Here is a 20,110-nt window from a genome sequence, read left to right on the forward strand (position 1 = left end):
CCACGGTCACCCCGCCGCTCGAAGCCGGCCTTCATGGACGCTGGTGCGGATCGGCGAGGGGTGGCGGTGACGGGACGTACAGGTGCAGGTCGGCGCTCAGGCTCCAGCCGAGCCGCGCGAGGAGCTCTCGTACGTGGGACGGAGCCGGATCGAGGATCAGCCGGCGCGCAGGGGACAGGGCGGCGGCGGTGACGAGGATCAGGCGCAGCCCCGCCACGTCGATGAAGGTCAGTCCGGCGAGGTCGAGCCGGATGTCCTGACCGCCGCGCCGGGCCGCCCATCGCAGGCCGTCGGCCAGAAGACGCCGATTGCTCCGGTCGATCTCGCCCGTCACCCGCAGGCCGGGCGGATGGGGAAGGTGGGTCACCTGGGTTTGTCGGTGAGATTCGTAGATCATCGCGCCTCCGGGATGGTCGACTTCAGGACGCGACCCGTACGGGCATCAGCGCTGCGAAATCCCGCGAATCTGACACAAACAGGCCCTGAACGCACTCGGCATGGCACCATCGATGCTGGGGGACGGTCTCCGGCGGTCACCGTCCGTGTCCGCGCCGGTCGTCGCGCGTGCCCGTGAGCTGTGCCCGTCAGCCGTGCCCCGCGTGCCCCCGCCCGCCCCGAGTGCCGGGTCGTTTGAGCTTCTGCCCGAGGGAACATGCTTTACGCGCGCCCTGCCCCCGCATCCGGTAGGTGAAGACATGAGCGGTCAGTTCGAGCTGCGCTGCCCCATCACCTACGACCTGGGGCTGATCCGTGGCCTGGTGCGCCTGTTCGCCCAGCACGCCGGCCTCTCGGGCGGCCGGCTGGAGAACCTGACGCTGGCCGTCAACGAGGCCGTCACCAACGTCCTGGACCACGCGGGCGCGGCGGGCACGGTGAGCGCCACCAGCGATGACGACGGCGTGACCGTCGAGGTCGTCGACCTGGCGGGCACCCTGCTGCCCGAGCACCTGACCACGGCGCACGTCGATCCGACCTCCTCGCACGGATTCGGGCTGTGGGTGATCCGCTGCGTGTGCGACGAGGTCACCCTCGATCATCCGGACGGCCGTACCCGCCTGCGCATGTCCATGCGCTACAAGCCGCCGGTGCCGCCGTTCGTGACATCGTTCACGTCGGACGCGTTCACGTCGGACGGCGACTGCTCCGGGGCGGTGAGCTGAGGCCGCGACAGGGCCGCGGCCGTTCCGTCGATGAGCGCCCGCAGGCCGTGCTCGAAGGCGCTCTCCCCGAGGGAGGAGCCGCCCTCGCGCAGGGCGACGAGCAGGGTGGCCGACTCCCCGCCCTCCAGGATCGCGGCGAGCGCGGCGAGCCGGTCCTGCGGCGCCTCGGCCGGCGGGCGGGGCGCCGCCTGCTCCTGGAGCACGAAGCCGGTGACGTAGCGGCTGAAGGTCGTGATCGTGTGCAGCGCCAGCACCGGTGAGAAGCCGCGGCTCGTCATCGCGGTCAGCTCCTCATCGAGCAGGCGTGTCGCCGCCGCGCTCAGCTGTGTGGCGCTGACCACGAGCCGCGCGCCGTCGCGATGGGCGAGCAGCGACCGGCGGTAGGCGCGCGCTCGGCGGGCGAGCCAGTCCTGCCACGACTCGCCGTCGTGAGGCGGCCCCATCCTGGCCGCCAGGACGATCCGGTCGGCCATGCCGTCGAGCAGCTCCTGCTTGGTGCGGACGTGCCAGTAGAGCGCGGGGGACCGCACGCCCAGCTCGGCGGCGAGCCGGCGCACGGTGAGCCCTTCCAGGCCGACCTCCTCCAGCAGGCCCAAGGCAGTGTCGATCATCATCTGCCGGGTCAGCCCGGCCCGCCTGCTCTCGCTCATCCCTGCCAGCTTAGCGGTGCTAAGCTCTCCTTAGCATCGCTAAGGAGGCTGCCGATGATCACCGTGACATCCGCCGACGGCACGGACGTCCGCGCTCTGGACGCGGGCCGGGGCCCCGCCGTCCTCGTCCTGGGCCCCGGCCTCGACGACGGCTCGGCCTGGCGGAAGGTGGGCGAACGGCTCGCGCCGCGCTTCCGCGTGGTGCGCCTGCACCGCCGCCGCTACCGGCTCGACCTCGGGGGCCCGCCGTGCACGATCGCCCAGGAGGTAGAGGACGTCCTGGCGGTGGCCACGGCGATCGGGGGGCCGGTGCTGGTCGTGGGGCACTCCTCGGGCGCGGTGGTCGCCCTGGAGGCCATGGCGGCGTCGCCGTCGGCGTTCGCGGGCGCGGTCCTGTACGAGCCGCCATCCCCGGCCGCCTCGTCCCCCTGGGGCGAGCCGATCGAGCGCGCCCAGGCGGCCCTCGCCGCGGGCAGGCCGGGGAAGGCGTTGGAGATCTTCGTACGTGACATCGTCCGGCTGTCGGCGGGCCAGGCCCGGCTGATCGGGCTGTTCGTGGCCGTCCATCCGCGCATGCGCGCCCTCGTCCCAGGTCAGATCGAGGACGCCCTCGCCATCCACCGGCTCGGCGACCGCCTCGACGCCTACGCCATGATCGAGACGCCCACCGTCCTCCTCGGCGGCGACCGCAGCCCGGCTCATCTCGGCGACCGCCTCGACGTCCTGGCCCGCACCATGCCGAACACGGTGCGCGTGGTGCTGCACGGGCAGGGGCACAGCGCGCACGTGAAGGCCCCCGCCGACGTCGTCGACGTCGTGGCGGCCCTCGCCGTCAAGGTTCTGCGCTGAGGCCCGGCCCGCCGGTGCTCGACCGCACCGGCGGGAGCGTGAGGCCGGTCGTCAGCGGTTCACGTACACGTTGCCGAACGTCACCTGCGGCGTGCTACCGGCGAAGTTGCCGTCCACCTCGGCCCGTTCGGCCGCGTTCGGGTTCGGGTTGGTGCAGCTCACCCCGGCGCTGGAGCCGGACATCAGGTCCGAGCAGCGGCCGGTGCGCCGGTCGGGCAGGCCGAGGATGTGGCCGATCTCGTGGGCGGCGATGCGCACCGGGTGGTAGCCCTGGTCGGTTGCCTGCCTGCCCATCCAGATCGTGCCCCGGCCCAGGCTGGTGGGCAGCGCCCGGGGCCAGCCGTCATCGGCGCGCACGGTGAAGTGGGCAGGCGTGCCCGGTTCCAGCCGGACGTTGGCGACACTGGAGTTCCAGATCTGCGCGGCCTGGTCCACCGCGCCCCGGAACTCAGCCGCCCGGCTCGCGTCGTACCTGAGCACCCTGACCAGGGTGATGGCCTGGGCGGGGGAGCTGATCAGAAGGAAGGAGAGGGTGAGCAGGAGGGAGAGGGCGAGTCGCAGGGGGCTTGGCATGGGGGGCTCCTCCGGGAGTGGCGACGCTGTCACGGTATGCGTGACACTCCCGGGAGGAGAGCTGGCAATTTGCCCCTATCGCGGTGTTATGCCCCCCGGGTGAGATAGCCGCCCATGGTGCGGAAGAGCTCGGTGGCGGGCAGGTCCGTGCCGTCCTCGGTGCGGACGCGTTCGATCACCAGCCCATGGCTGCGGCCCCGGCGGGCTTCCGCGCCGGCGACGATCACCACGCCGCCGCCCTCGCGGATGAAGACCCGGCCGGGGGTGCCGCCGTAGACGCCCTGGGACACCGAGGCCTTGAGCACGCGGACGCGCCGGCCGTTGTAGTGGGTGAAGGCGTTGGGATAGGGGTCGGACTGGGCCCGGACCAGCCGGGCGATGTCCTCGGCGGGCCAGGTCCAGTCGATGTCGCCGTCCTCGATCGACCGCTTGTGGAAGAAGCTGGCCTTCGACCGGTCCTGCGGTGTCCAGTCGGTCCGGCCGGAGGCGATCAGGTCCAGCGCCTCGGCGACGATCGGGCCGATCAGGTCGACCGTGCGGTGGAACAGGTCGGTGGCGGTGTCCTCGGGCCCGACGGGCACGGCGCGCTGCACCACGATGTCGCCGGCGTCCAGGTCCTCGTCCATCATGTGCGCGGTGACGCCGACCTCCTCCTCGCCGTTGATCAGCGCCCAGATCAGCGGCGAGAAGCCCGCGTAGGCCGGCAGCAGCGAGTCGTGCACGTTGAGGGTGCCGTGGCGGGGCAGGCGGAAGATCTGCGGCGGCATCCAGGTCCGCCAGTTGTTGGCGACGATGAGATCGGGGTCGGCGTCCTTGAGCCGGGTCATCAGCTCCTCGTCGTCCGGCCGGTCGCGCAGCAGCACCGGGACGCCGTTGGCCTGCGCCAGCTCGGCGACCGAGTCGCTCCAGATCCTCTCGTACGCGTGGTCGCTCTCTGGGTGTGTCACCACGAGGACGACCTCGTGCTCGGAGTCCAGCAGCGCCTGGAGGGTGCGGTGCCCCCAGGTCTGGTAACCGAACATCACGACCCGCATGGGTGTCTCCTTGTCGAGGGGATCCGATCAGGTTAGGCTCGCCTTAATTAGGTCAGGCTAACCTAATTCAGGTAGGTCATCCACCCCTGAATCGGCCCGCCAGGAAGGCGCTACATTGTCCTCTACGGATCAGCACGTCCACGACCTCGTAGGCATCGGCTTCGGGCCGTCCAACCTCGCCCTTGCGATCGCCTTACGCGAGCACCATGCGCGGACGGGCCATCTGATAGACGCCGTGTTCCTCGACAAACAGCCCGCCTTCGGATGGCACCGGGGCATGCTGCTGGAAGGGACCACCATGCAAGTGTCCTTCCTCAAGGATCTGGTCACCATGCGGAATCCGGCGAGTGAGTTCAGCTTTCTCACCTATCTGCAGGACAAGGGACGCCTGCTCGACTTCATCAACCACAAGACCATGTTCCCCTCCCGGATGGAGTTCCACGACTACCTCGAATGGGCGGCCGCGCCCTTCGCCGATCAGGTGGAGTACGGATCCGAGGTCGTCGCCGTCACCCCGGTGGCCGTGGCCGGGACGGTCGAGTACCTGGACGTGGTCGTCCGTCAGAGCGACGGCACGCTGACCACCCGGCGCACCCGTGACCTGGTCGTCGCCGCCGGGCTCGAACCGGTCCTCCCGGAGGGCATGGTGAGCGACGAGCGCGTCTGGCACAGCGAGGAGCTGCTCGATCGGCTCCCCGGCCTGCGCGACCCGCGCAGGATCATCGTGGTCGGCGCCGGCCAGAGCGCCGCGGAGGTGACCGGCCATCTGCACGACACCTTCCCGGACGCCGAGGTGTGCGCGGTCTTCGCCAAGTACGGCTACACCCCCGCCGACGACAGCTCCTTCGCCAACCGCATCTTCGACCCCACGGCGGTCGACCACTTCTACTCCGCCCCCGACGAGGTGAAGTCGCGGCTGCTCGGCTACCACGCCTCCACCAACTACTCGGTGGTGGACCTGGAGGTCATCGACGAGCTCTACCGTCGCCACTACCAGGAGAAGGTGCGGGGCACCGAGCGGCTGCGCATCCTCAACGCCTCCCGGCTCGTCGAGGTCGAACCGGGTGAGACGGAGGTACGCGCCACGGTGGAGTTCCTGCCGACCGGTGAGCGGACCCCGCTGGACGCCGACGTCGTCGTCTTCGCCACCGGCTACCGCCCGGCCGACCCGCTGACCCTGCTGGGCGCCATCGGCGAGCACTGCGACCGGCTTCCCGGCGGCGGGCTGCGGGTCGGCCGCGACTACCGGATCGCGACGTCGCCGGCGATGCGCTGCGGCATCTACGTCCAGGGGGCCACCGAGCACACCCACGGCCTCACCTCGACCCTGCTGTCCAACACGGCGGTCCGGGTGGGCGAGATCGTCCAGTCGATGGCCGGCCGGCTGCGCAGCCCGAACCCCTACGCCCTGTCGCGAGCGGCGTCCCGCTGATCCTCTGTCCCTGACTGCTTCCGAGGAGGAATCCGTACATGAGCACCAACCCGTTCGACGACGCGGAAGGCCGCTTCCTGGTTCTGGTCAACGCCGAGGGGCAGCACTCGCTGTGGCCCGTCTTCGCCGAGGTCCCCGCCGGGTGGACGGTCGCCTTCGCGGAGAACACCCGGCAGGCGTGCCTGGACTACGTCGAGGCCCACTGGACCGACCTGCGCCCCCGCTCACTCGCCGAGGCGATGGACGGCTGATCGTCGCGCGCCCTGCTCGGTCAAAGATCTACCTAGAGGCGGGAATCCCTTACAGGCAAGGGGTTGCGGCATCCGACAGATGGAGTCGGAGTCTATGTGGATGTTTGTACCTCTTGCGGGGACATTGGGGGTTATATACCTTCTCGGTCATTACGGCAGCCGGAACGGGGCTCCCCTAGACCATCCGTTGCCGAATCATTGACCGGACCGCGCGCTGCCCTGGTGGGACCCCCTGCCAGCCAGGGCAGTGCGCGGCCGCCTAATCCGCTCACGCGGAGCCGGGGACCCACTCTTTTCCGGGGTGAATCGGACGCCAGCCCAGCTGCGCCCGTAGGGCACTTCCCAGCCCGAACCCGTCAGCTAACCCGGTAGGCGGCATGGAAGCAAGGAGTCAACCCCCTCATGCTCGACCCCCGCCTGCGCACACCCCTCACCCGCGCCCTCGCCGGACTCGCCCTCGCAGCCGCGAGCCTGGCCATGGCCGGCCCCGCCCACGCGGCGCCGCCGGAGAACGCGCCCATCGCCCAGGAACGCACCGTCCCGCTCACGTACGGCCAGGACGTCTCGAACTACCAGCCCGACCACGACTGGAACGCCAGCCCCGCCGAATTCGGCATCATCAAGGCGACCGAGGGCGTGACCTTCCGCGACCACGCCTTCGCCCGGCACTGGCGGGAACTGGACGCCAAGGGCATCGTCCGCGGCGCCTACCACTACGGCCACCCGGCCAACGACCCCATCGCCGAGGCCGAGCACTTCCTGTCCATGGTGAACTCCCAGCCGGCCAAGCCCGGCGACCTGCTGGTGCTGGACCTGGAGACCACCGACGGCCGCTCCGTCGCCGAGGTCAACGGCTGGGCCAAGACCTGGCTCGCCCACGTGAAGGACAAGACAGGCACCACCCCGATGTTCTACAGCGGCTGGAACTTCGCCGACACCTACGGCAAGGGGCTGGCCGAGTACCCGCTCTGGGTCGCCCACTACAGCAAGGCCAAGGGCACGGTCACCCCGCCGGCCGACTGGAAGTCCTGGGCCATCCACCAGTACTCCGACAACCCCGTCGACCAGAACGTCTCCCCGCTCACCCCCGAGGAGCTCCGCGCCCTCGGCCGCACCGCCTGAGCAGGCGCCCCGCTGACCGTCATCCAGCGGTCGATTCGTACGGGAAGATCGTCCGTCACTTAGAGTGATGAACCATGACGATGGATCCTGAGGCGGACCGGCTGGTGGGCGTCGCGGCACGGTTGTTCGCCGAGCTGGGGTTCGACGGGACGTCGATGCGCCTGATCGCCGACGCCGCCGGGGTCGACGTGGAGTGGCTGACCGCGCGGGCCGGCGGCAAGCACCAGCTGTACGCCGAGGTGATGCTGCGGGCGCATCGCGCCGAGCGTGAGGTCCTGGACGCGGCGGTGGCCGCCTTCACCCCGGCCAGGGAGGGGCTGATCGAGCTGGCGGACGCCTACCTGGACTTCTACGCCACCCATCCGCAGATCCTGGCGCTGTGGCTGCACCGATGGATGGGGGACGCCGCCGACGTGCCCGACTTGGAGGACCTGTACTCGCGGCCGCTGTCGGCCCTCCTGCTCAACGCCGTACGGGACCTCATACCGGCCGACATCGACGCCGAGCATCTGCTCTGGACCGTGGTGTGGTGCGTGTACGGGTTCCTGGCCGGCGGCATGCGGTACGTCGACCCGCATCGCCGTCAGGGGCGGCGCGGACGGCCGCCGAGCACGGAGGAACTGGAGGACTTCCGCGCCTATCTGCACGCCATGATCATCCACATGACCACCCCGGTCAGCGGCTCGGCGCGCTGAAAGGGCGCGGCCCTGGCCGCTGCGGAGGTCAGTCGGCCGGCTGGGACGCGCGCAGTTCGGCGGTCAGCTCGGCGGCCGTGGCGAGGTCGGTGGCGAGGGCCTCGCGGTCGGCGGGGGACAGCTCCAGCGCGCCGACCTCGGCGAGCAGGATGGCCGCCGCCTCCCGTTCGCCGGTACGCAGCCGCAGCTCGGCGAGGTAGACCAGGGCGGGCAGCCGCTCGGCGGGCGGCGCGTCGGCGTGCCGGGCCAGCCCCGTCTCCAGTACGCGCACCCCGGCGGCCTCGTCGCCGTGCGAGTCGGCCTGGCGCACGGCGGCGGCCACCACGCGTGCCAGCCGGCTCTGCGGCGCGGCCGGTTCCTCGTCTCCGTGGCGGTGGATCCGCAGCCAGTTGCCGCCCGGGTCGACCACGCTGAACCCGCCGGGCGCGCCCTGCCTGGCCCGAGGCCGGGTCATCCGCGGGATCCCGGACACCGGCACCTTCCCGAACGCCTCGCGCAACCCGGCGGCGAACGCCGCGTGCAGCGCCCGCGTGTCCGGGACCAGTACGACCACACTGCCCATCGAGTCGGCGGGATCGAACCCGGGGACGCCGAAGAAGTGCAGCTCGATGCCGCCGCGCCGGACGGCTGCGAACGGGTTCGGGCGCTCCTGACGGTACGTCACGTCGAACCCGAGCGCGGTGTAGAAGGGCAGGACGTCGTCGAGGTCCCGGCAGGGCAGGCCTGGGATGGTGTACTCGGTGCGCATGCTGACACCGTACACTGTTCGGAGTTTTTCTGGAGGTCGTGAGATGGAGTACGCGGGGCGGGGTGACGCGGCGCGCACCATGGCGCTGCTCTGGGACGGGTTGCCGGCGCCCCGGCGCGGGCCGAGGCAGCGGCTCGACCTGCCGCGGATCGTCGACGCCGCGATCGCCGAAGCCGACAGCGCCGGTCCGGCCGCCCTGTCGATGCGGACCCTGGCCCAGCGGCTCGGCATCGGCACGGCGTCGCTGTACACCTACGTGCCGGGCAAGGCGGAGCTGCTGGAGCTGATGGTCGACCGGGTCGCGGGTGGCCGGCCGCTGCCCGCCGCCGACGCGGGCCACCGGGCCGGGCTGCGCGACCTGGCCCGGTCCGACCTCGCCGCCTTCCGCGCCCATCCCTGGCTGCTGCAGGTGGCGACCTCGCGCACGGTCTTCGGCCCGAACGTCGTCACCCGCTACGAGGCCGCGATGGCCCTGCTCGACGGGCACGGCCTGGCGGCGATCGACGTGGCGGGATGCGTCGCGGCGGTGGAGGCGTACACCAGAGGCGCCGCCTCGGCGGTCGTCGAGGCCGAGCAGGCGCCCGCGCGGACCGGCAGCAGCGACGACGAGTGGTGGGAGCGGCGCGCGCCGCTGCTGGGGGAGCGCATGGCCGGGCGCTTTCCCCGGCTGGCCGCGCTGGGCGAGGCCGGGGCGTTCGCCGTGTCGGACACCGCCCTGCCCTACACGCTGCAGCGGGCGCTGGACCGCTTCGCCTTCGGCCTCGACCTCGTCCTGGACTCCATCGACGCCCGCGTCGCGGCGCCCCGGGCTCAGCCGATGCGCAGCGGCAGCGTACGAGGCCCGCGAACCTGACCTTTCGCCCAGGTCACCGCCTCGGGGTCGTCGAGGCTGAACCGGGGGATCCGCTCCAGCCAGACCTCCAGGGCGACCCGGAGCTCCATCCGGGCCAGGTGGGACCCCACGCACCGGTGAATGCCGAGGCCGAACGCGGCATGCCGGTTGACCTCACGATCGATGACGACCTCGCCCGCCCGGTCGAACTGCGCCGGGTCACGGTTGGCCGCCGGGAACGACAGCAGCACCCAGTCGTCGGCCTTCATGTCGACGTCATGCCAGCGCATGTCCTGCTTCACCAGCCGCGCCATCGTCACCGGGGCGTAGGCCCGCAGCATCTCCTCCACCGCCGTCGGCACCAGCTCCGGCTCGGCGACCAGGCGCTCGCGGTCGGCCGGCGTCTTGGCCAGATGCCACAGCGAGGAGCCGATCGCGCTCCACGTCGTGTCGATGCCGGCGATGAGCAGCAAGGCCATCGTGCCGGCCACGTGCTCGGCCTCCAGCTTGTTGCCGTACAGCTCGGCGTTGATCAAGTAGGTGGTGAGGTCGTCACGTGGGTCGTCGACGTGGTCGCGGATCTGCTCGTACAGATAGTCGAACAGCAGGTTCATCCGTTCCATGCGCTCGTCCGGCGGGCTGTTGACGCCTTCGAGCGCGCTCTCGATGAACTCCTGGAACCGTGGCCCGTCCTCGGGCGGGAAGCCGAGCATGTCGGCGATCACCCGCATCGGGATGTGCTGCGCGTAGTCGTGGGCGGCGTCGACGGTGAGCCGGCCGTCGAAGGCGTCGATGAGCGAGTGGCACAGCGCCCTGGTCGACTCCTCCCGCTTGGCGACCGCCGACCGGGTGAACACCGGCAGCAGCAGCTTGCGCGCGCCGTGGTGGAACGGAGGGTCCGACGAGATCGGCGGGGTGACGCCCATCGGCGCGAGCTCGACCGGTGGCCGGAAGTTGCTCATGACGACCGAGCGCGAGGAGAAGCGCTCGGTGTCGTAGGCGATCTCCGCCACGTCCGAGTAGCGCGTCGGCAGCCACCCGCCGCCGAACCTCTCGGTGCGCGCGATCGGGCAGCGCTGCCGCAGCTCGTCCTGGATGGGGTACGGATCGGCGGCCCACTCAGGCTCCGTATGGGAGAAGTCGGTCGCCCAGTCGGCCACCGGGCCGGTGATGACCTCGTTGCGCGTCCCGGTGGGCCGATCGTCGTCCGGCTCTCGATGATCGCGGGTGAAACGGTCGTCGACGGCCATATCAGGTCTCCTCGGACAGGTCGATGGCGCTTTCCGGACAGTTCGACCTCGCCAGGCGTGCCGTGTGCACCTGGGCCGACGGCACCAGGCCGTCACCGAGGACGGTCCCGTACCCCTCGTCGTCCTCCCCGAACAGGTCCGGGGCCAGGGTGTAGCAGCGGCCGTGCCCTTGGCATCGCTCGGGGTCGATGTGCGCTTTCACTGCAATGCTTCCCTCTGTGCGGGTAATGACGGTACAGCCAGAACGGTCACGATACGGGTGAGCAAGTCGGCCCACTCCGCGTCGTCGACCGTGTGCAGGTCCGGCGTGATCAGGGCGCTGCCCATCGACAGCAACAGGCAGAAATGAGCCACCGCCGCCGGCGACACGGCCGGGTCGAGCTCACCACTGGACTGGCCGATACGGACGAGCTCGGAGAGCCAGTCGGCCCGCTCGCCGACGTAGTCACGCATCGGCCGCGCCACGTCCTGGTCCCGGCGGGCCGCGACCAGCGCCTCGACGATGAGGTCACAGGAGTCGTCGCCCCGGCGGGGGAGCAACCGGCCGACGGTGACCAGCAGGTCCGTGATCGGCCGGTCGGGCTCGGCGGCGAACAGATCGGCGAGCAACTGCCGCCCGTGCGCGCGGATCGCCGCCACGAGCAACGCGGCCTTGGAGCCGAAGTGCGCGTACAGGGCGCCGTTGCTCACACCCGCGGCGGCGGCGATGTCGGCCACCCGCGTGCCGTCGTAGCCGCGCTGGGCGAAGACGTCGGCGGCGGCCTGCAACAGCCGCGCCCGCGTCTCGGCGGCGGTGACGCCCGCGATCCGGCCCATGGACGAATTAAAAGATCATTCATTTGAATCGTCAAGGGCAAACTGAGCGAATTGCCCTTTGTCTGGCGCGCTTGCAGATGTCAGAACGGCACAGGAGATGTCAGCGGACCTGGCAGCAGGTCATCGGAGATGTCAGTAGGCGCGTGTACAGCAGGAGGTTCGGCCAAGGAAATGATGACGGTCTGGCCCCGGCGGTTGGCGTTGGTGGTGGCACCGGCGTACGGCATCGTCACGATGCCGGAGACGTGCAGAGCTGTCGAGGCTGCTACAGGCGTGAGTTCGAGGTCGTGCGTGGGATGCACCTGGAGGTGTTCGACGACTCGGTCCTGGATCTGGCAGGCGTCCGCGTGGGCGACAAGGAGTCAGTCCGCTGGTCAGTGAGCGTGGCCGGCTAGCTCCAGAAATCACCGAGGCCTTCTTCACCGCCCATCCCGAGATCCTCGAGCAGGCACGCACGTTCGAGATGATCCGCGCCACCGCGCGAACCCCCGGCGCGTCGCCGGAGGATTACGAGTGGCAGGAGGACAGCCCACTCAGCGACATCTACACGATCATCTTCGTCCGCGGGCGCGACGAGCGCGAGGTGCTGCGTCGGCTCGGCGCCGCGGACGAGGACATCCGCATGATCGAAGACGGGGACCGCACCTATCCGGAAGGACCTCAGATCATCACCGTGAGGCGCATCGGGGACTGGACGGTCGCGATCGAGGACTGCGGCTGGCGCGGCCTGCAACCGGAGGTTTTAGGCGTCCTGACGCGCAACGACGGAGAGGCCGTGGCAGTGCACCGGCATGACTACGCCCAGCACCGCATCGCCTACGCCGTCGACGGCCTGCCCATCACCGACATCAACCCAGGATTTCCCATCGAACGGCAAGGCGCGGATCCCGACCGGCTCAATCGTCACCTCCGTGAGCTGGGCATCGATCCGGCCGCCGATGACAGCATCGACAACCCCATCTCGGCGGCCTTGGCGCTCGCCGGCCGGATGACCGGCGTCATGCTCACCCCGCAACACCTTCGCCGTCCGATCCTCGGCGCTGCCATACCCGGCGCCTCTCCGCCAGTGGGGGCTCATCGACGCGTCCATGGACAATGACGTCAGCGTCGAGACAGTGGATGGCAATCGCCGACGGGTCGATCTTGGGCGCAGCATCCGCTGGGCCGCAGCCGCCGATCGGTGGTCATCGCCGTGCCGGGTGGCGCGGGCGCGGCCGCGGACGGCAGCGGCCTGCCCGCTGCTTCAGAGAAGGTCGTGCCCGGTCAGCGGGGTCAGTCCCAAGTGGGGAGCATGCCCTCGGGGTAGCGGGCGCCGAAGCCGCCGGTCGGGAGGATCTCGGCGATGCGCTTCAGGTCGGTGTCGTCGAGGGTGAGGTCGGCGGCGGCCACGTTCTCCTCCAGCCGCTGGATGCTGCGGGTGCCGGGGATGGGAACGATGTCGTCGCCCTGGGTCAGGAGCCAGGCCAGGGCGAGCTGGGCAACGGTGGCGTCCTTGGTCGCGGCCAGGTCGGCGAGCCGCTGGGTGGCCTCCAGATTCTTCTCGTAGTTGCCGGGCTGGAAGCGGGCGTCCCAGGTGCGCATGTCGGTGGGGTCGTACTCGGCGCCGGGCTTGGCCTGTCCGGTGAGGAAACCCCGGCCGAGCGGCGAGTAGGCGACGAACCCGATCCCGAGCTCGCGCAGGACGGGGAAGAGGATCTCGGCGTCCCGCTCGAACAGGGAGTATTCGGTTTGCAGGACCGAGACGGGCTGTACAGCGTGCGCGCGACGGATGGTGTTCGCCCCCGCCTCGCTCAGCCCGAAGTAGCGGACCTTGCCGGCGTCGATGAACTCCTTGACCGTCCCGGCCACGTCCTCGATCGGCACGTTGGGGTCGACGCGGTGCTGGTAGAGCACGTCGATGACGTCGACGCCGAGGTAACGCAGGCTGTTGTCGACGACCTCGCGGATGTGCTCGGGACGGCTGTCGACACCGCCCTCTCTGGTGCCGGTGAAGTCGAAGCCGAACTTGGTCGCGATGACGACCTCGTCGCGTATCGGGGCGAGCGCGGCGCCGACGATCCGCTCGTTCTCGCCCTGCCCGTACAGCTCGGCCGTGTCGAAGAACGTCACGCCCAGCTCGTGGGCCCGGCGGATCGTCGCGATCCCCCCGTTCTCATCCGACGGCCCATAGGCCAGGGAGATGCCCATCGCGCCGTATCCCAGCGCCGACGCCGCCAGCCCCTGCCGTCCGAGGGTCCGTTGCTCCATGATGCGTCCTCATTCCCGCAGATGTAAGAGTGCTCTAACATTAAGTAAGAGTACTCTAACATTGGAAAGGGAGGGAGAATCGTTCGCCGTGAGCAGACCCACGCCGCCGAAACGCGGCTACCACTACGGCGACCTGCGTCCCGAGCTGATCCGCGAGAGTCGCGCGCTCCTGGCCGAATCGGGCGTCACCGGTTTCTCCGTGGCGAAGGTCGCCGCCCGCGTCGGCGTGTCATCGGCCGCGCCGTACCGTCACTTCCCCGATCGGGAGGCACTGCTCGCCGCCTGCGCGGCCGCCATCATCAGCGACATCACCGACGTTCTCGTCAAGGCGGCCGAGCGAGCGGGGTCCGATCCCGTGGACCGGCTCGCTGCCACCGCGGGCGCCTACACCCGCTTCGTCCTGGAGCACCGCGCCGGCCTCGACCTCGTCTACTCCTATGACTTCGCCGAGCCCCACCGTCCGACCGTCCAGGAGCAGAGCCGCCACCTCACCGCCGCCCTCATGCGCCTGGCGGCGGACGTGCTGCCCGCCGACACCTCCTGGGCCGACACCGCCGATTTCGTCTACGTGCACCTGTCCACCACGCACGGCTACGCCACGCTGCTCTTCAAGGGCACCCGCCCGCCACAAGGCATCGACGATCACGCAGTTCGCGCTGTCACCGCGGCCCGTGACCACATCACCGGGCATCTCCTGCGCCTGCGTAACGCCCGCTGACGAAACCGGCGACGACTCACTAGGCCAGCGGGTGCACCCTGGCGATCGGCGCAATAGTTACACCCTGGCGCCACCTATCGCAAGATCGCCAGTTGGTCTTTGCGATGTACGACACGGACTCTTCCGCAGGATGGACCAAGAACGCGAGCTCCGAGAGCTGATTCCCTCCCGGCTTCAAGCGCACGGCGTCCGACTCCCTGAAGCCTCCGCGCGGAGTCATAGCCCTCCCTCAAGGGGACGAGATCTTCGATCGGGTACTGCCGACTTCGATGACGCGAGCGCCGATATTTCGACACCTATCGAAGTGACAGCGCCCAGGTTAGGAGCAGGCTCCACGGTCATCTTCGCTGCGTCCAGACATCAGTGGCTGGGAGTGCGCGCTGCGCTGTGCTGTCATCCTCCGGTCGTCGGTACAGAGGTGTGCTGCTGTCGCTGCCACGGACGAGGAAGGAGGTGACGGCCCGGCCGGTGGCCTTCTCTTCCCGGGGAGAGGTTGGGAGCGGCCAGTCCAAGTGCCGATAGAGGTGGGCGCGATAGAGATCGGCGGTCGTCTCCACAAGGTCCGCGTAGTGCTCGGCTCGACGGACGAGCCAGACCCTGTGAACGAGCACGACGGCGGGGAGGGCGAGGAGCGCCCACAGGGTCCACGGAGTAAAAAGCAGGTAGGCCACCGTCCAGATGCACGCGGCGACGGCGGCGTCCAGGCGCAGCCGGGAGGCGGCCAGTTCCGTACGGGTCTGCTCGGGCAGGACCAGCCAGAGGTGGGGCCAGACAGCGACGATGTCGAGGCCGTACTTGTCAACGGAACGGGTCTCGGCGGCGCGGAGGACGTTGCCCAGCCGGGTCGGCATCATCTGTACGGGGTGGGCCGGACGGCGGCGGATGCGTCTGTCCAGCGTCTGGAACCGGCGCAGCTCCGCCCGGTCACCGGGTTGGGCGCCGTCGGCGAGCATCCGCGGAGCGAGTTCCTGCCAGGCATCGACGTCGCTTCTCGCCGCTGTGGCGTGGCGGTTGGCGAGCGCGCGGGTCAGCCGCTCGATTCTGGCGGGCCAGTAACCTTCGAGCAGGCGTAACACCGGCAAGGTGAGCTGCTGCACGACCACGGCGCTGGCGATGACGGCGGCGAGAACGGCCAGCAGGATGGTGATCTGGACCGGCCCCGGCCGTGCGGCGAGCCACGCGAGCCCGCGTGCCGCGGGTCCGGCCGGGTCGGTGAGGCGACCGTGACCGCGGACCCACGCCAGCGCACCGCAGACCCAGAACACCAGCGCCGGTCCAGCGGCCGCCCCGAACCTGTCCGCGAGCTTGGCTGCCGTGCCTTCCCAGAACTTGTCCACGCTGGTCAGTCCTCACGGATCAGGACACGATCATGAGTGGGGCACCGGGGCACGGGCATTGCCACGCTCAGCCGGTACCAGATGTAGTCCCTCTCGGGGCAGCCGAAGCGGTCCGCGTCGACGGGCTCCCCGTCGCCGGGCGGGCGATCAACGCCGCGCACGGCCCGGTCCTGCGCGGCCGGAGGCCGGTGCAGTGGATCAGCGAGCACCGAGGAGACCCACGCCTCAAGGCCTGGTACAGCCCCATACAGGGTCGTCAGCTGTCCGAAGAGGCGTTCGTCGTCGCTCTCGCGCAACAGCCCAGCAACCTGGCGGTCGACCTCGGCCGTGTCGGCAGCAGGAACGAGTTCGTTCAGGTGACCGCGCAGTACGCGCAGCGTCTGGGAAACGTCCTCGTCCAATCGCTCTCCTCAGGGGGAGCCAGCGGGCCCTTCATATTGTGATCGGTGACGCTGGAGTCCGCCACCCGCCTACCCGCGTGGCCCGGCCGGTCGGCACCGACGTGGACAGAAACGGCCAACTTCTTCGACCGGCTACCGCAGGTCCGCGCGCCGGTAGACCATATCGGTGACCCAGCAGCGGTGGAGAAGGGGCGTGGTCGTGACAGCTATCGCAGACGGTTCAGACCTGGGTCAGGCGCTGGCCGCGTTGGCCGCGGCCCAGACCGTTGAGGCCGCGCTCGTCGTGGTCAGACGCCATCCGGTGCTCTTGGAGGCTGCCTTCCATGAAGAGATCCTCGCCATGATGCACCAGGCCGACAGCCCGGAAGCGGCCGAGACGGTCCTGCGGATGCTCGCGATGGTCGACGCCGTCCGCGCCGCGATCGTGGCGGCTGCGGCGAGAGCCGATTCCCTGGAAGTCGACGGAGATTCCCTGGATCTCGTCGCTGATCTCTTGGCCTCTCTCACCCCGGATCAAGCCGCCGCCGCAGTGACGGCCTTCCCTGAGGCGGAACGGGCGTTGCCTGGCGCGGCCGCGTTGTTGCACGACATGCTCGCCGACGTCGACTCCCGAGGTGACGGGATCGCTCGGTCCCGCTACTTCACGGCATGGGCGTTCGCGCGTGATTGTGTCGATTTCGGTATCCCGGAGGCCGCGGCGTTGGCGACCCGATACCGACCGATCCTCCAGAGCCTGGAGAGTGCGCTCGTCGCCTCCGTCGATGACGGTCCAGCGCCGCACCTCCCACCCGGAATCCAGCCGGTCGTAGAGGAGGCCGCCGGTGATCCGGCAGTCGATGGGCTGCACGCGAGGGCCCTGATCAGGGTGCTGAGCGGGGTGCCGCCCATCGGACGTGCCATGGAGGAGACGGTCCGCACAGGCAAGGCGGACGAGCTGGCGAACGCCGTCGAGCCCCTGGAACAGGTGATCGCTCTCCTTCCGGAGGGGCATCCCTGCACCCTCCTCGTCAAGGCGGTGCGAGCCAAAGCCAGGATCTGCCTGTACGTGAGCGGCGCGGATCGAGCCCTGCTCCGAGCCGGAGCGGTCGAGCTGTGCGAGGTCGCGCTGCATCCGGCGATCGCATGGGGCCCCTATGCCGAAACCGTCGCGCAGGCCGCCATGTCCGCGGCCCGGCGCTGCCTCGCCGAACCCACCGAGGTCGACCTCGCCGGATCCATCGGCGCGGTGCCTGTCGAGGAGGCCAATGACAGCGACAGGCTGACCGAACTGCACGGCTCGGTCATGCGCCGTCTCCTTGCTCCCGCAGGCGGTGAGTCCGAGGCCGAGGTCGTCATCGTGGGATCCTCGCAAGCGTTCGCGCTCGGGCAGGAGGGTAACGAGCTGCTGAGCCGTTACGCCGAGCGTGGGGACCCTGACGTGCTCCACCAGGCCATCGCCGTGCTGGCCCGGGCCGCGCGGCTCGATGGCCTCGCCTCGATGGCCGGTGGGATCGTCCACGACCTTCTGGGCTGGGCGTACCGTCAAAAGTACGCCGCCACAGGCGACCGAAGCCTCCTGGACCGAGGCATCGCCCTGGCCGAGGCGGCGCAACGGGTTCCGATCTCCATACCCGGGCTCCCTCCGCGGATCAGTGCGACCAACCTCGCGAACATGCTGGTGGACCGTCAGCAGCTCGCCAGTGACAGCGCCGACGGCGACAGAGCCATCGATCTGCTGGAAGATGACCTCCGGCTGCACCCCGACGACTCCGACGACGACGCTTGGGCGACCCGGAGCGCCCTGGGAATCGCCTTGATCCGCCGATATGAACGCACCGGGGACATCGCCGCGCTGGAGCACGGCATCGACCTGGCCGAACGAGCCGCTCAGAGGTCCCGCGCACCGGGGCCGCTCACCAACCTGGCGTTCACGCTTCTGGCGCAAGCCGACCACAGCGACGAGCACACCGCCTCAGAACTGCGGTCCCGAGCCATCGCTCTGCTGGAGACCGCCTGCGCCCATCAGGAACCCACAGATCCGGCGGCCGCGAGCCGATGGGGCGGGCTCGCGCAAGCGCTCATCGTCCAGGGCATGGCAGGTCGCCGCCGCATCGACCGGTTGTTCGGCCTCGCGATCCATGCCGCGGGCCCCACATCGGAGTTCGGCATGCGGATGCGGGCGAGCCACGCCCAGTACCTCGCCGAATGGGCGCGACGTCCCGGTCTCCCGTTCCGCCGACGCCGCGCCGCGCAGACCGCGCTGCGCATCGCCACCGACGTCCTGGCGAGCACACCCGATGACCACACCGAACGACCACTCAACCTGTTCGTCCGAGCGGTCGCCCTCGCCGCTCTCGCCCGGCGGGCCCCGGACCGCGTCGACGCCGAGGAGATCTCGCAGACCTTCCGCCAAGCCTGCGAGGGCGCGCACAAGTCGCTCAGCACGATCGGCCGGTTCGCATCGCGGTGGATGGAGTGGGCGGCCGACCAGGAGGCGTGGGCAGAGGTGGGTGAGGCAGCGGACGTGGCACTTTCCGCGATCTACCGCTTGTCGCTGGTCCAGGCCGTGACCGACCACAAAGACCTTTGGGTGGGCAGTGCAGCCGATCTCGCCCAGACCGCCTCATTCGCACACACGCTCGCCGGGGATCCCGCGGCGGCCGTCGTCTCGATCGAGGCGGGCAGGGCCATCGTGCTGAGCGAACGTGTGGCTCTGTCGCCCGCCCAGATCGACCTGCTGCCGGACGGGACCAAGAGCGGGCTCCTGGCCGCGTTCGGCTCCTGGACCGGCACCAGTAGGCGGCTCGAACAAGCCAGACACGACATGGAAACGCCCCCCGCCCTTATGCGCGACGTGGCGGCCGCGTGGGCCGGACTTGAAAGCGCGATTCGGGACGTCCGGCGCATCGCCGGATTCCATCGCTTCTGGGACATACCCGCCTTCGATGACATCGCCGCGACCGCGTCGGCGACCGCGCCCGTGGTCTACCTGATCCCCGGAGAAGGAGAAGGGCTCGCGTTGATGGTCGACAGTGGCGCCCGGGCGGTCTGGCTGCCAGGTCTGGGGCGCCAAGAGGTCGAACCGGCCGTGGCCCTGTGGGCCAAGGGCACTCCATGGCACGAGGATGTCCAGCGGTGGGCATGGACAGGGGTCCTCGGCCCTGTTCTCTCGGAACTCCCCGACGCGCGGGAACTGACCCTGATTCCCTGCGGACAACTCGCGCTCCTGCCCCTGCACCTGGCCCGCCCACCGGACACAACCGACTACCTGCTTGACCGGATCGCCATCAGGTACGCGCCCAACGCACGCGTCCTGCGCCGCGCACCCCTCAACCCATGGCCGGACCACCTCAAGGCCGTCATCATCGCCGATCCTCAGCCGACCAGCCGACGACGGCTTCCGGCGACCTTGCTCGAAGGTGGCCGCATCGCCGACCTGTACACCTCCGCACTGCTCCTGACCGGCGCCGAGGCCAGCCGCGCCGCGGTCGAAGCCGCCATCGCTGAAGGCGACGTCCTTCACCTCGCCTGCCACGGCGAGACCGACCTGAACCAACCGCTCAACAGTGCCCTCCTGCTCGCCGATGACACTCCGCTCGACCTTGCACATCTGCTCCGGCTCCCTGTGGCAGCAGCGGTCGTCGTACTGTCAGCCTGCGGCACCGCCGTCCCCGGCCAGCGCATCCCCGACGAGGCCATCGGCCTGAACACCGGGTTCCTCGCAGCCGGCGCGCACAGCGTCATCGGTACGCTCTGGCCCGTCGACGATGTCGCCGCCATGATGATCAGCATCCGCTGGCACCAGCTCCACCAAGCGGGAATCGCCCCCGCGGAAGCACTGAGACAAGCCCAGATCTGGCTTCGCGAGAGCACAAACCACGACAAGGCCATCACACTCGGAATCCCCCGCCCTGAACTCCGAGGACTCGCCGCACGCCTTTGGGGCACCGGCCGCGCCCATGCCGACCCTTCCACCTGGGGGGCGTTCGTCTACAGCGGCCCCTAACGGGTCAGTC

Annotated in this window: 22 protein-coding genes and 1 riboswitch; of the genes, 10 read left to right on the forward strand and 12 right to left on the reverse strand. The window is 70.0% G+C overall.

The genetic code is table 11. The features are described from left to right. Window positions 1–31: 31 nt before the first annotated feature. Entirely contained in the window at window positions 32–397 is a 366-nt protein-coding gene (locus tag ACTMTF_RS24150; RefSeq protein WP_441112709.1) for an STAS domain-containing protein, read from the reverse strand. A gap of 298 nt (window positions 398–695) precedes the next feature. Between ACTMTF_RS24150 and ACTMTF_RS24155 the strand changes: the two genes are divergently transcribed. After that, window positions 696–1,160 carry an ATP-binding protein gene (locus ACTMTF_RS24155; protein WP_441112710.1) on the forward strand — a complete coding sequence of 155 codons (465 nt, stop codon included), beginning with the start codon at window positions 696–698 and terminating at the stop codon, window positions 1,158–1,160. Here the strand turns inward: ACTMTF_RS24155 and ACTMTF_RS24160 are convergent. Further along, window positions 1,073–1,810, reverse strand: coding sequence for a TetR/AcrR family transcriptional regulator C-terminal domain-containing protein (locus tag ACTMTF_RS24160; RefSeq protein WP_441112711.1), 738 nt, complete (start codon window positions 1,808–1,810; stop codon window positions 1,073–1,075). The two genes, ACTMTF_RS24155 and ACTMTF_RS24160, sit on opposite strands and share 88 nt — an antisense overlap. Window positions 1,811–1,864: 54 nt before the next feature. Here ACTMTF_RS24160 and ACTMTF_RS24165 point away from each other — a divergent pair, with 54 nt between their 5' ends. Further along, the gene (locus ACTMTF_RS24165) at window positions 1,865–2,659 is read left to right on the forward strand and encodes an alpha/beta fold hydrolase (protein ID WP_441112712.1); all 795 of its coding nucleotides are present in this window, start codon (window positions 1,865–1,867) and stop codon (window positions 2,657–2,659) included. Between the two features lie 51 nt (window positions 2,660–2,710). On the opposite strand, the gene ACTMTF_RS24170 is transcribed toward ACTMTF_RS24165, so the two are convergent. After that, the gene (locus tag ACTMTF_RS24170) at window positions 2,711–3,232 is read right to left on the reverse strand and encodes a snapalysin family zinc-dependent metalloprotease (protein ID WP_441112713.1); all 522 of its coding nucleotides are present in this window, start codon (window positions 3,230–3,232) and stop codon (window positions 2,711–2,713) included. A gap of 86 nt (window positions 3,233–3,318) precedes the next feature. After that, entirely contained in the window at window positions 3,319–4,266 is a 948-nt protein-coding gene (locus tag ACTMTF_RS24175) for a methionyl-tRNA formyltransferase (RefSeq protein WP_441112714.1), read from the reverse strand. Between the two features lie 115 nt (window positions 4,267–4,381). Between ACTMTF_RS24175 and ACTMTF_RS24180 the strand changes: the two genes are divergently transcribed. The 4 genes from ACTMTF_RS24180 to ACTMTF_RS24195 all read left to right on the forward strand — a co-directional run bounded on the left by ACTMTF_RS24180 (window position 4,382) and on the right by ACTMTF_RS24195 (window position 7,766). Beyond that, the gene (locus ACTMTF_RS24180; RefSeq protein WP_441112715.1) at window positions 4,382–5,698 is read left to right on the forward strand and encodes a lysine N(6)-hydroxylase/L-ornithine N(5)-oxygenase family protein; all 1,317 of its coding nucleotides are present in this window, start codon (window positions 4,382–4,384) and stop codon (window positions 5,696–5,698) included. A 38-nt stretch (window positions 5,699–5,736) separates the two neighbouring features. Then, window positions 5,737–5,949: an MbtH family protein gene (locus ACTMTF_RS24185; protein ID WP_397012968.1), complete on the forward strand. Its 213-nt coding sequence runs from the start codon at window positions 5,737–5,739 to the stop codon at window positions 5,947–5,949. A gap of 246 nt (window positions 5,950–6,195) precedes the next feature. Then, window positions 6,196–6,339, forward strand: a riboswitch (cyclic di-AMP (ydaO/yuaA leader). 12 nt (window positions 6,340–6,351) lie between these two features. Continuing rightward, window positions 6,352–7,071, forward strand: coding sequence for a glycoside hydrolase family 25 protein (locus ACTMTF_RS24190; RefSeq protein ID WP_441112716.1), 720 nt, complete (start codon window positions 6,352–6,354; stop codon window positions 7,069–7,071). A 74-nt stretch (window positions 7,072–7,145) separates the two neighbouring features. Then, the gene (locus ACTMTF_RS24195) at window positions 7,146–7,766 is read left to right on the forward strand and encodes a TetR/AcrR family transcriptional regulator (RefSeq protein WP_441112717.1); all 621 of its coding nucleotides are present in this window, start codon (window positions 7,146–7,148) and stop codon (window positions 7,764–7,766) included. 28 nt (window positions 7,767–7,794) lie between these two features. Here ACTMTF_RS24195 and ACTMTF_RS24200 read toward each other — a convergent pair whose 3' ends face one another. Beyond that, window positions 7,795–8,514, reverse strand: a complete 720-nt coding sequence (locus ACTMTF_RS24200; RefSeq protein ID WP_441112718.1) for a bleomycin resistance protein — start codon at window positions 8,512–8,514, stop codon at window positions 7,795–7,797. 43 nt (window positions 8,515–8,557) lie between these two features. On the opposite strand from ACTMTF_RS24200, the gene ACTMTF_RS24205 reads away from it, so the two are divergent. Next, window positions 8,558–9,367: a TetR/AcrR family transcriptional regulator gene (locus ACTMTF_RS24205; RefSeq protein WP_441112719.1), complete on the forward strand. Its 810-nt coding sequence runs from the start codon at window positions 8,558–8,560 to the stop codon at window positions 9,365–9,367. Here ACTMTF_RS24205 and ACTMTF_RS24210 read toward each other — a convergent pair. Genes ACTMTF_RS24210 through ACTMTF_RS24220 form a run of 3 tightly spaced genes read right to left on the reverse strand, consistent with a single transcriptional unit; the run spans window position 9,325 to window position 11,412 of the window. Beyond that, a complete protein-coding gene (locus ACTMTF_RS24210; RefSeq protein ID WP_441112720.1) occupies window positions 9,325–10,596 on the reverse strand; it encodes a cytochrome P450 in 1,272 nt (423 codons plus the stop codon). The genes ACTMTF_RS24205 and ACTMTF_RS24210 overlap by 43 nt on opposite strands. Window position 10,597: 1 nt before the next feature. Further along, entirely contained in the window at window positions 10,598–10,798 is a 201-nt protein-coding gene (locus tag ACTMTF_RS24215; protein ID WP_441112721.1) for a ferredoxin, read from the reverse strand. After that, window positions 10,795–11,412, reverse strand: coding sequence for a TetR family transcriptional regulator (locus ACTMTF_RS24220; protein ID WP_441112722.1), 618 nt, complete (start codon window positions 11,410–11,412; stop codon window positions 10,795–10,797). The genes ACTMTF_RS24215 and ACTMTF_RS24220 overlap by 4 nt, the downstream gene beginning before the upstream one ends. A gap of 463 nt (window positions 11,413–11,875) precedes the next feature. Between ACTMTF_RS24220 and ACTMTF_RS24225 the strand changes: the two genes are divergently transcribed. Then, on the forward strand, window positions 11,876–12,511 hold the full coding sequence (locus ACTMTF_RS24225) for a DUF6461 domain-containing protein (protein ID WP_441112723.1): 636 nt from the start codon (window positions 11,876–11,878) through the stop codon (window positions 12,509–12,511). Window positions 12,512–12,684: 173 nt separating this feature from the next. On the opposite strand, the gene ACTMTF_RS24230 is transcribed toward ACTMTF_RS24225, so the two are convergent. Further along, a complete protein-coding gene (locus tag ACTMTF_RS24230) occupies window positions 12,685–13,659 on the reverse strand; it encodes an aldo/keto reductase (protein WP_397012948.1) in 975 nt (324 codons plus the stop codon). An 88-nt stretch (window positions 13,660–13,747) separates the two neighbouring features. Here ACTMTF_RS24230 and ACTMTF_RS24235 point away from each other — a divergent pair, with 88 nt between their 5' ends. Further along, a complete protein-coding gene (locus ACTMTF_RS24235) occupies window positions 13,748–14,377 on the forward strand; it encodes a TetR/AcrR family transcriptional regulator (protein WP_441112724.1) in 630 nt (209 codons plus the stop codon). Window positions 14,378–14,715: 338 nt separating this feature from the next. Here ACTMTF_RS24235 and ACTMTF_RS24240 read toward each other — a convergent pair whose 3' ends face one another. From ACTMTF_RS24240 to ACTMTF_RS24250, 3 genes are all read right to left on the reverse strand, one after another. Further along, window positions 14,716–15,714 (reverse strand): hypothetical protein, encoded by a 999-nt coding sequence (locus tag ACTMTF_RS24240; protein ID WP_441112725.1) that lies wholly within the window; start codon window positions 15,712–15,714, stop codon window positions 14,716–14,718. A gap of 5 nt (window positions 15,715–15,719) precedes the next feature. Beyond that, the gene (locus tag ACTMTF_RS24245) at window positions 15,720–16,115 is read right to left on the reverse strand and encodes a hypothetical protein (protein ID WP_441112726.1); all 396 of its coding nucleotides are present in this window, start codon (window positions 16,113–16,115) and stop codon (window positions 15,720–15,722) included. A 220-nt stretch (window positions 16,116–16,335) separates the two neighbouring features. Beyond that, the gene (locus ACTMTF_RS24250) at window positions 16,336–16,962 is read right to left on the reverse strand and encodes a hypothetical protein (RefSeq protein WP_441112727.1); all 627 of its coding nucleotides are present in this window, start codon (window positions 16,960–16,962) and stop codon (window positions 16,336–16,338) included. 30 nt (window positions 16,963–16,992) lie between these two features. On the opposite strand from ACTMTF_RS24250, the gene ACTMTF_RS24255 reads away from it, so the two are divergent. Continuing rightward, entirely contained in the window at window positions 16,993–20,100 is a 3,108-nt protein-coding gene (locus tag ACTMTF_RS24255) for a CHAT domain-containing protein (protein ID WP_441112728.1), read from the forward strand. Window positions 20,101–20,110 lie beyond the last annotated feature (10 nt).

This window comes from Nonomuraea sp. ZG12, from assembly GCF_052068115.1.
In the GTDB taxonomy this organism is placed as follows: Bacteria; Actinomycetota; Actinomycetes; order Streptosporangiales; family Streptosporangiaceae; genus Nonomuraea.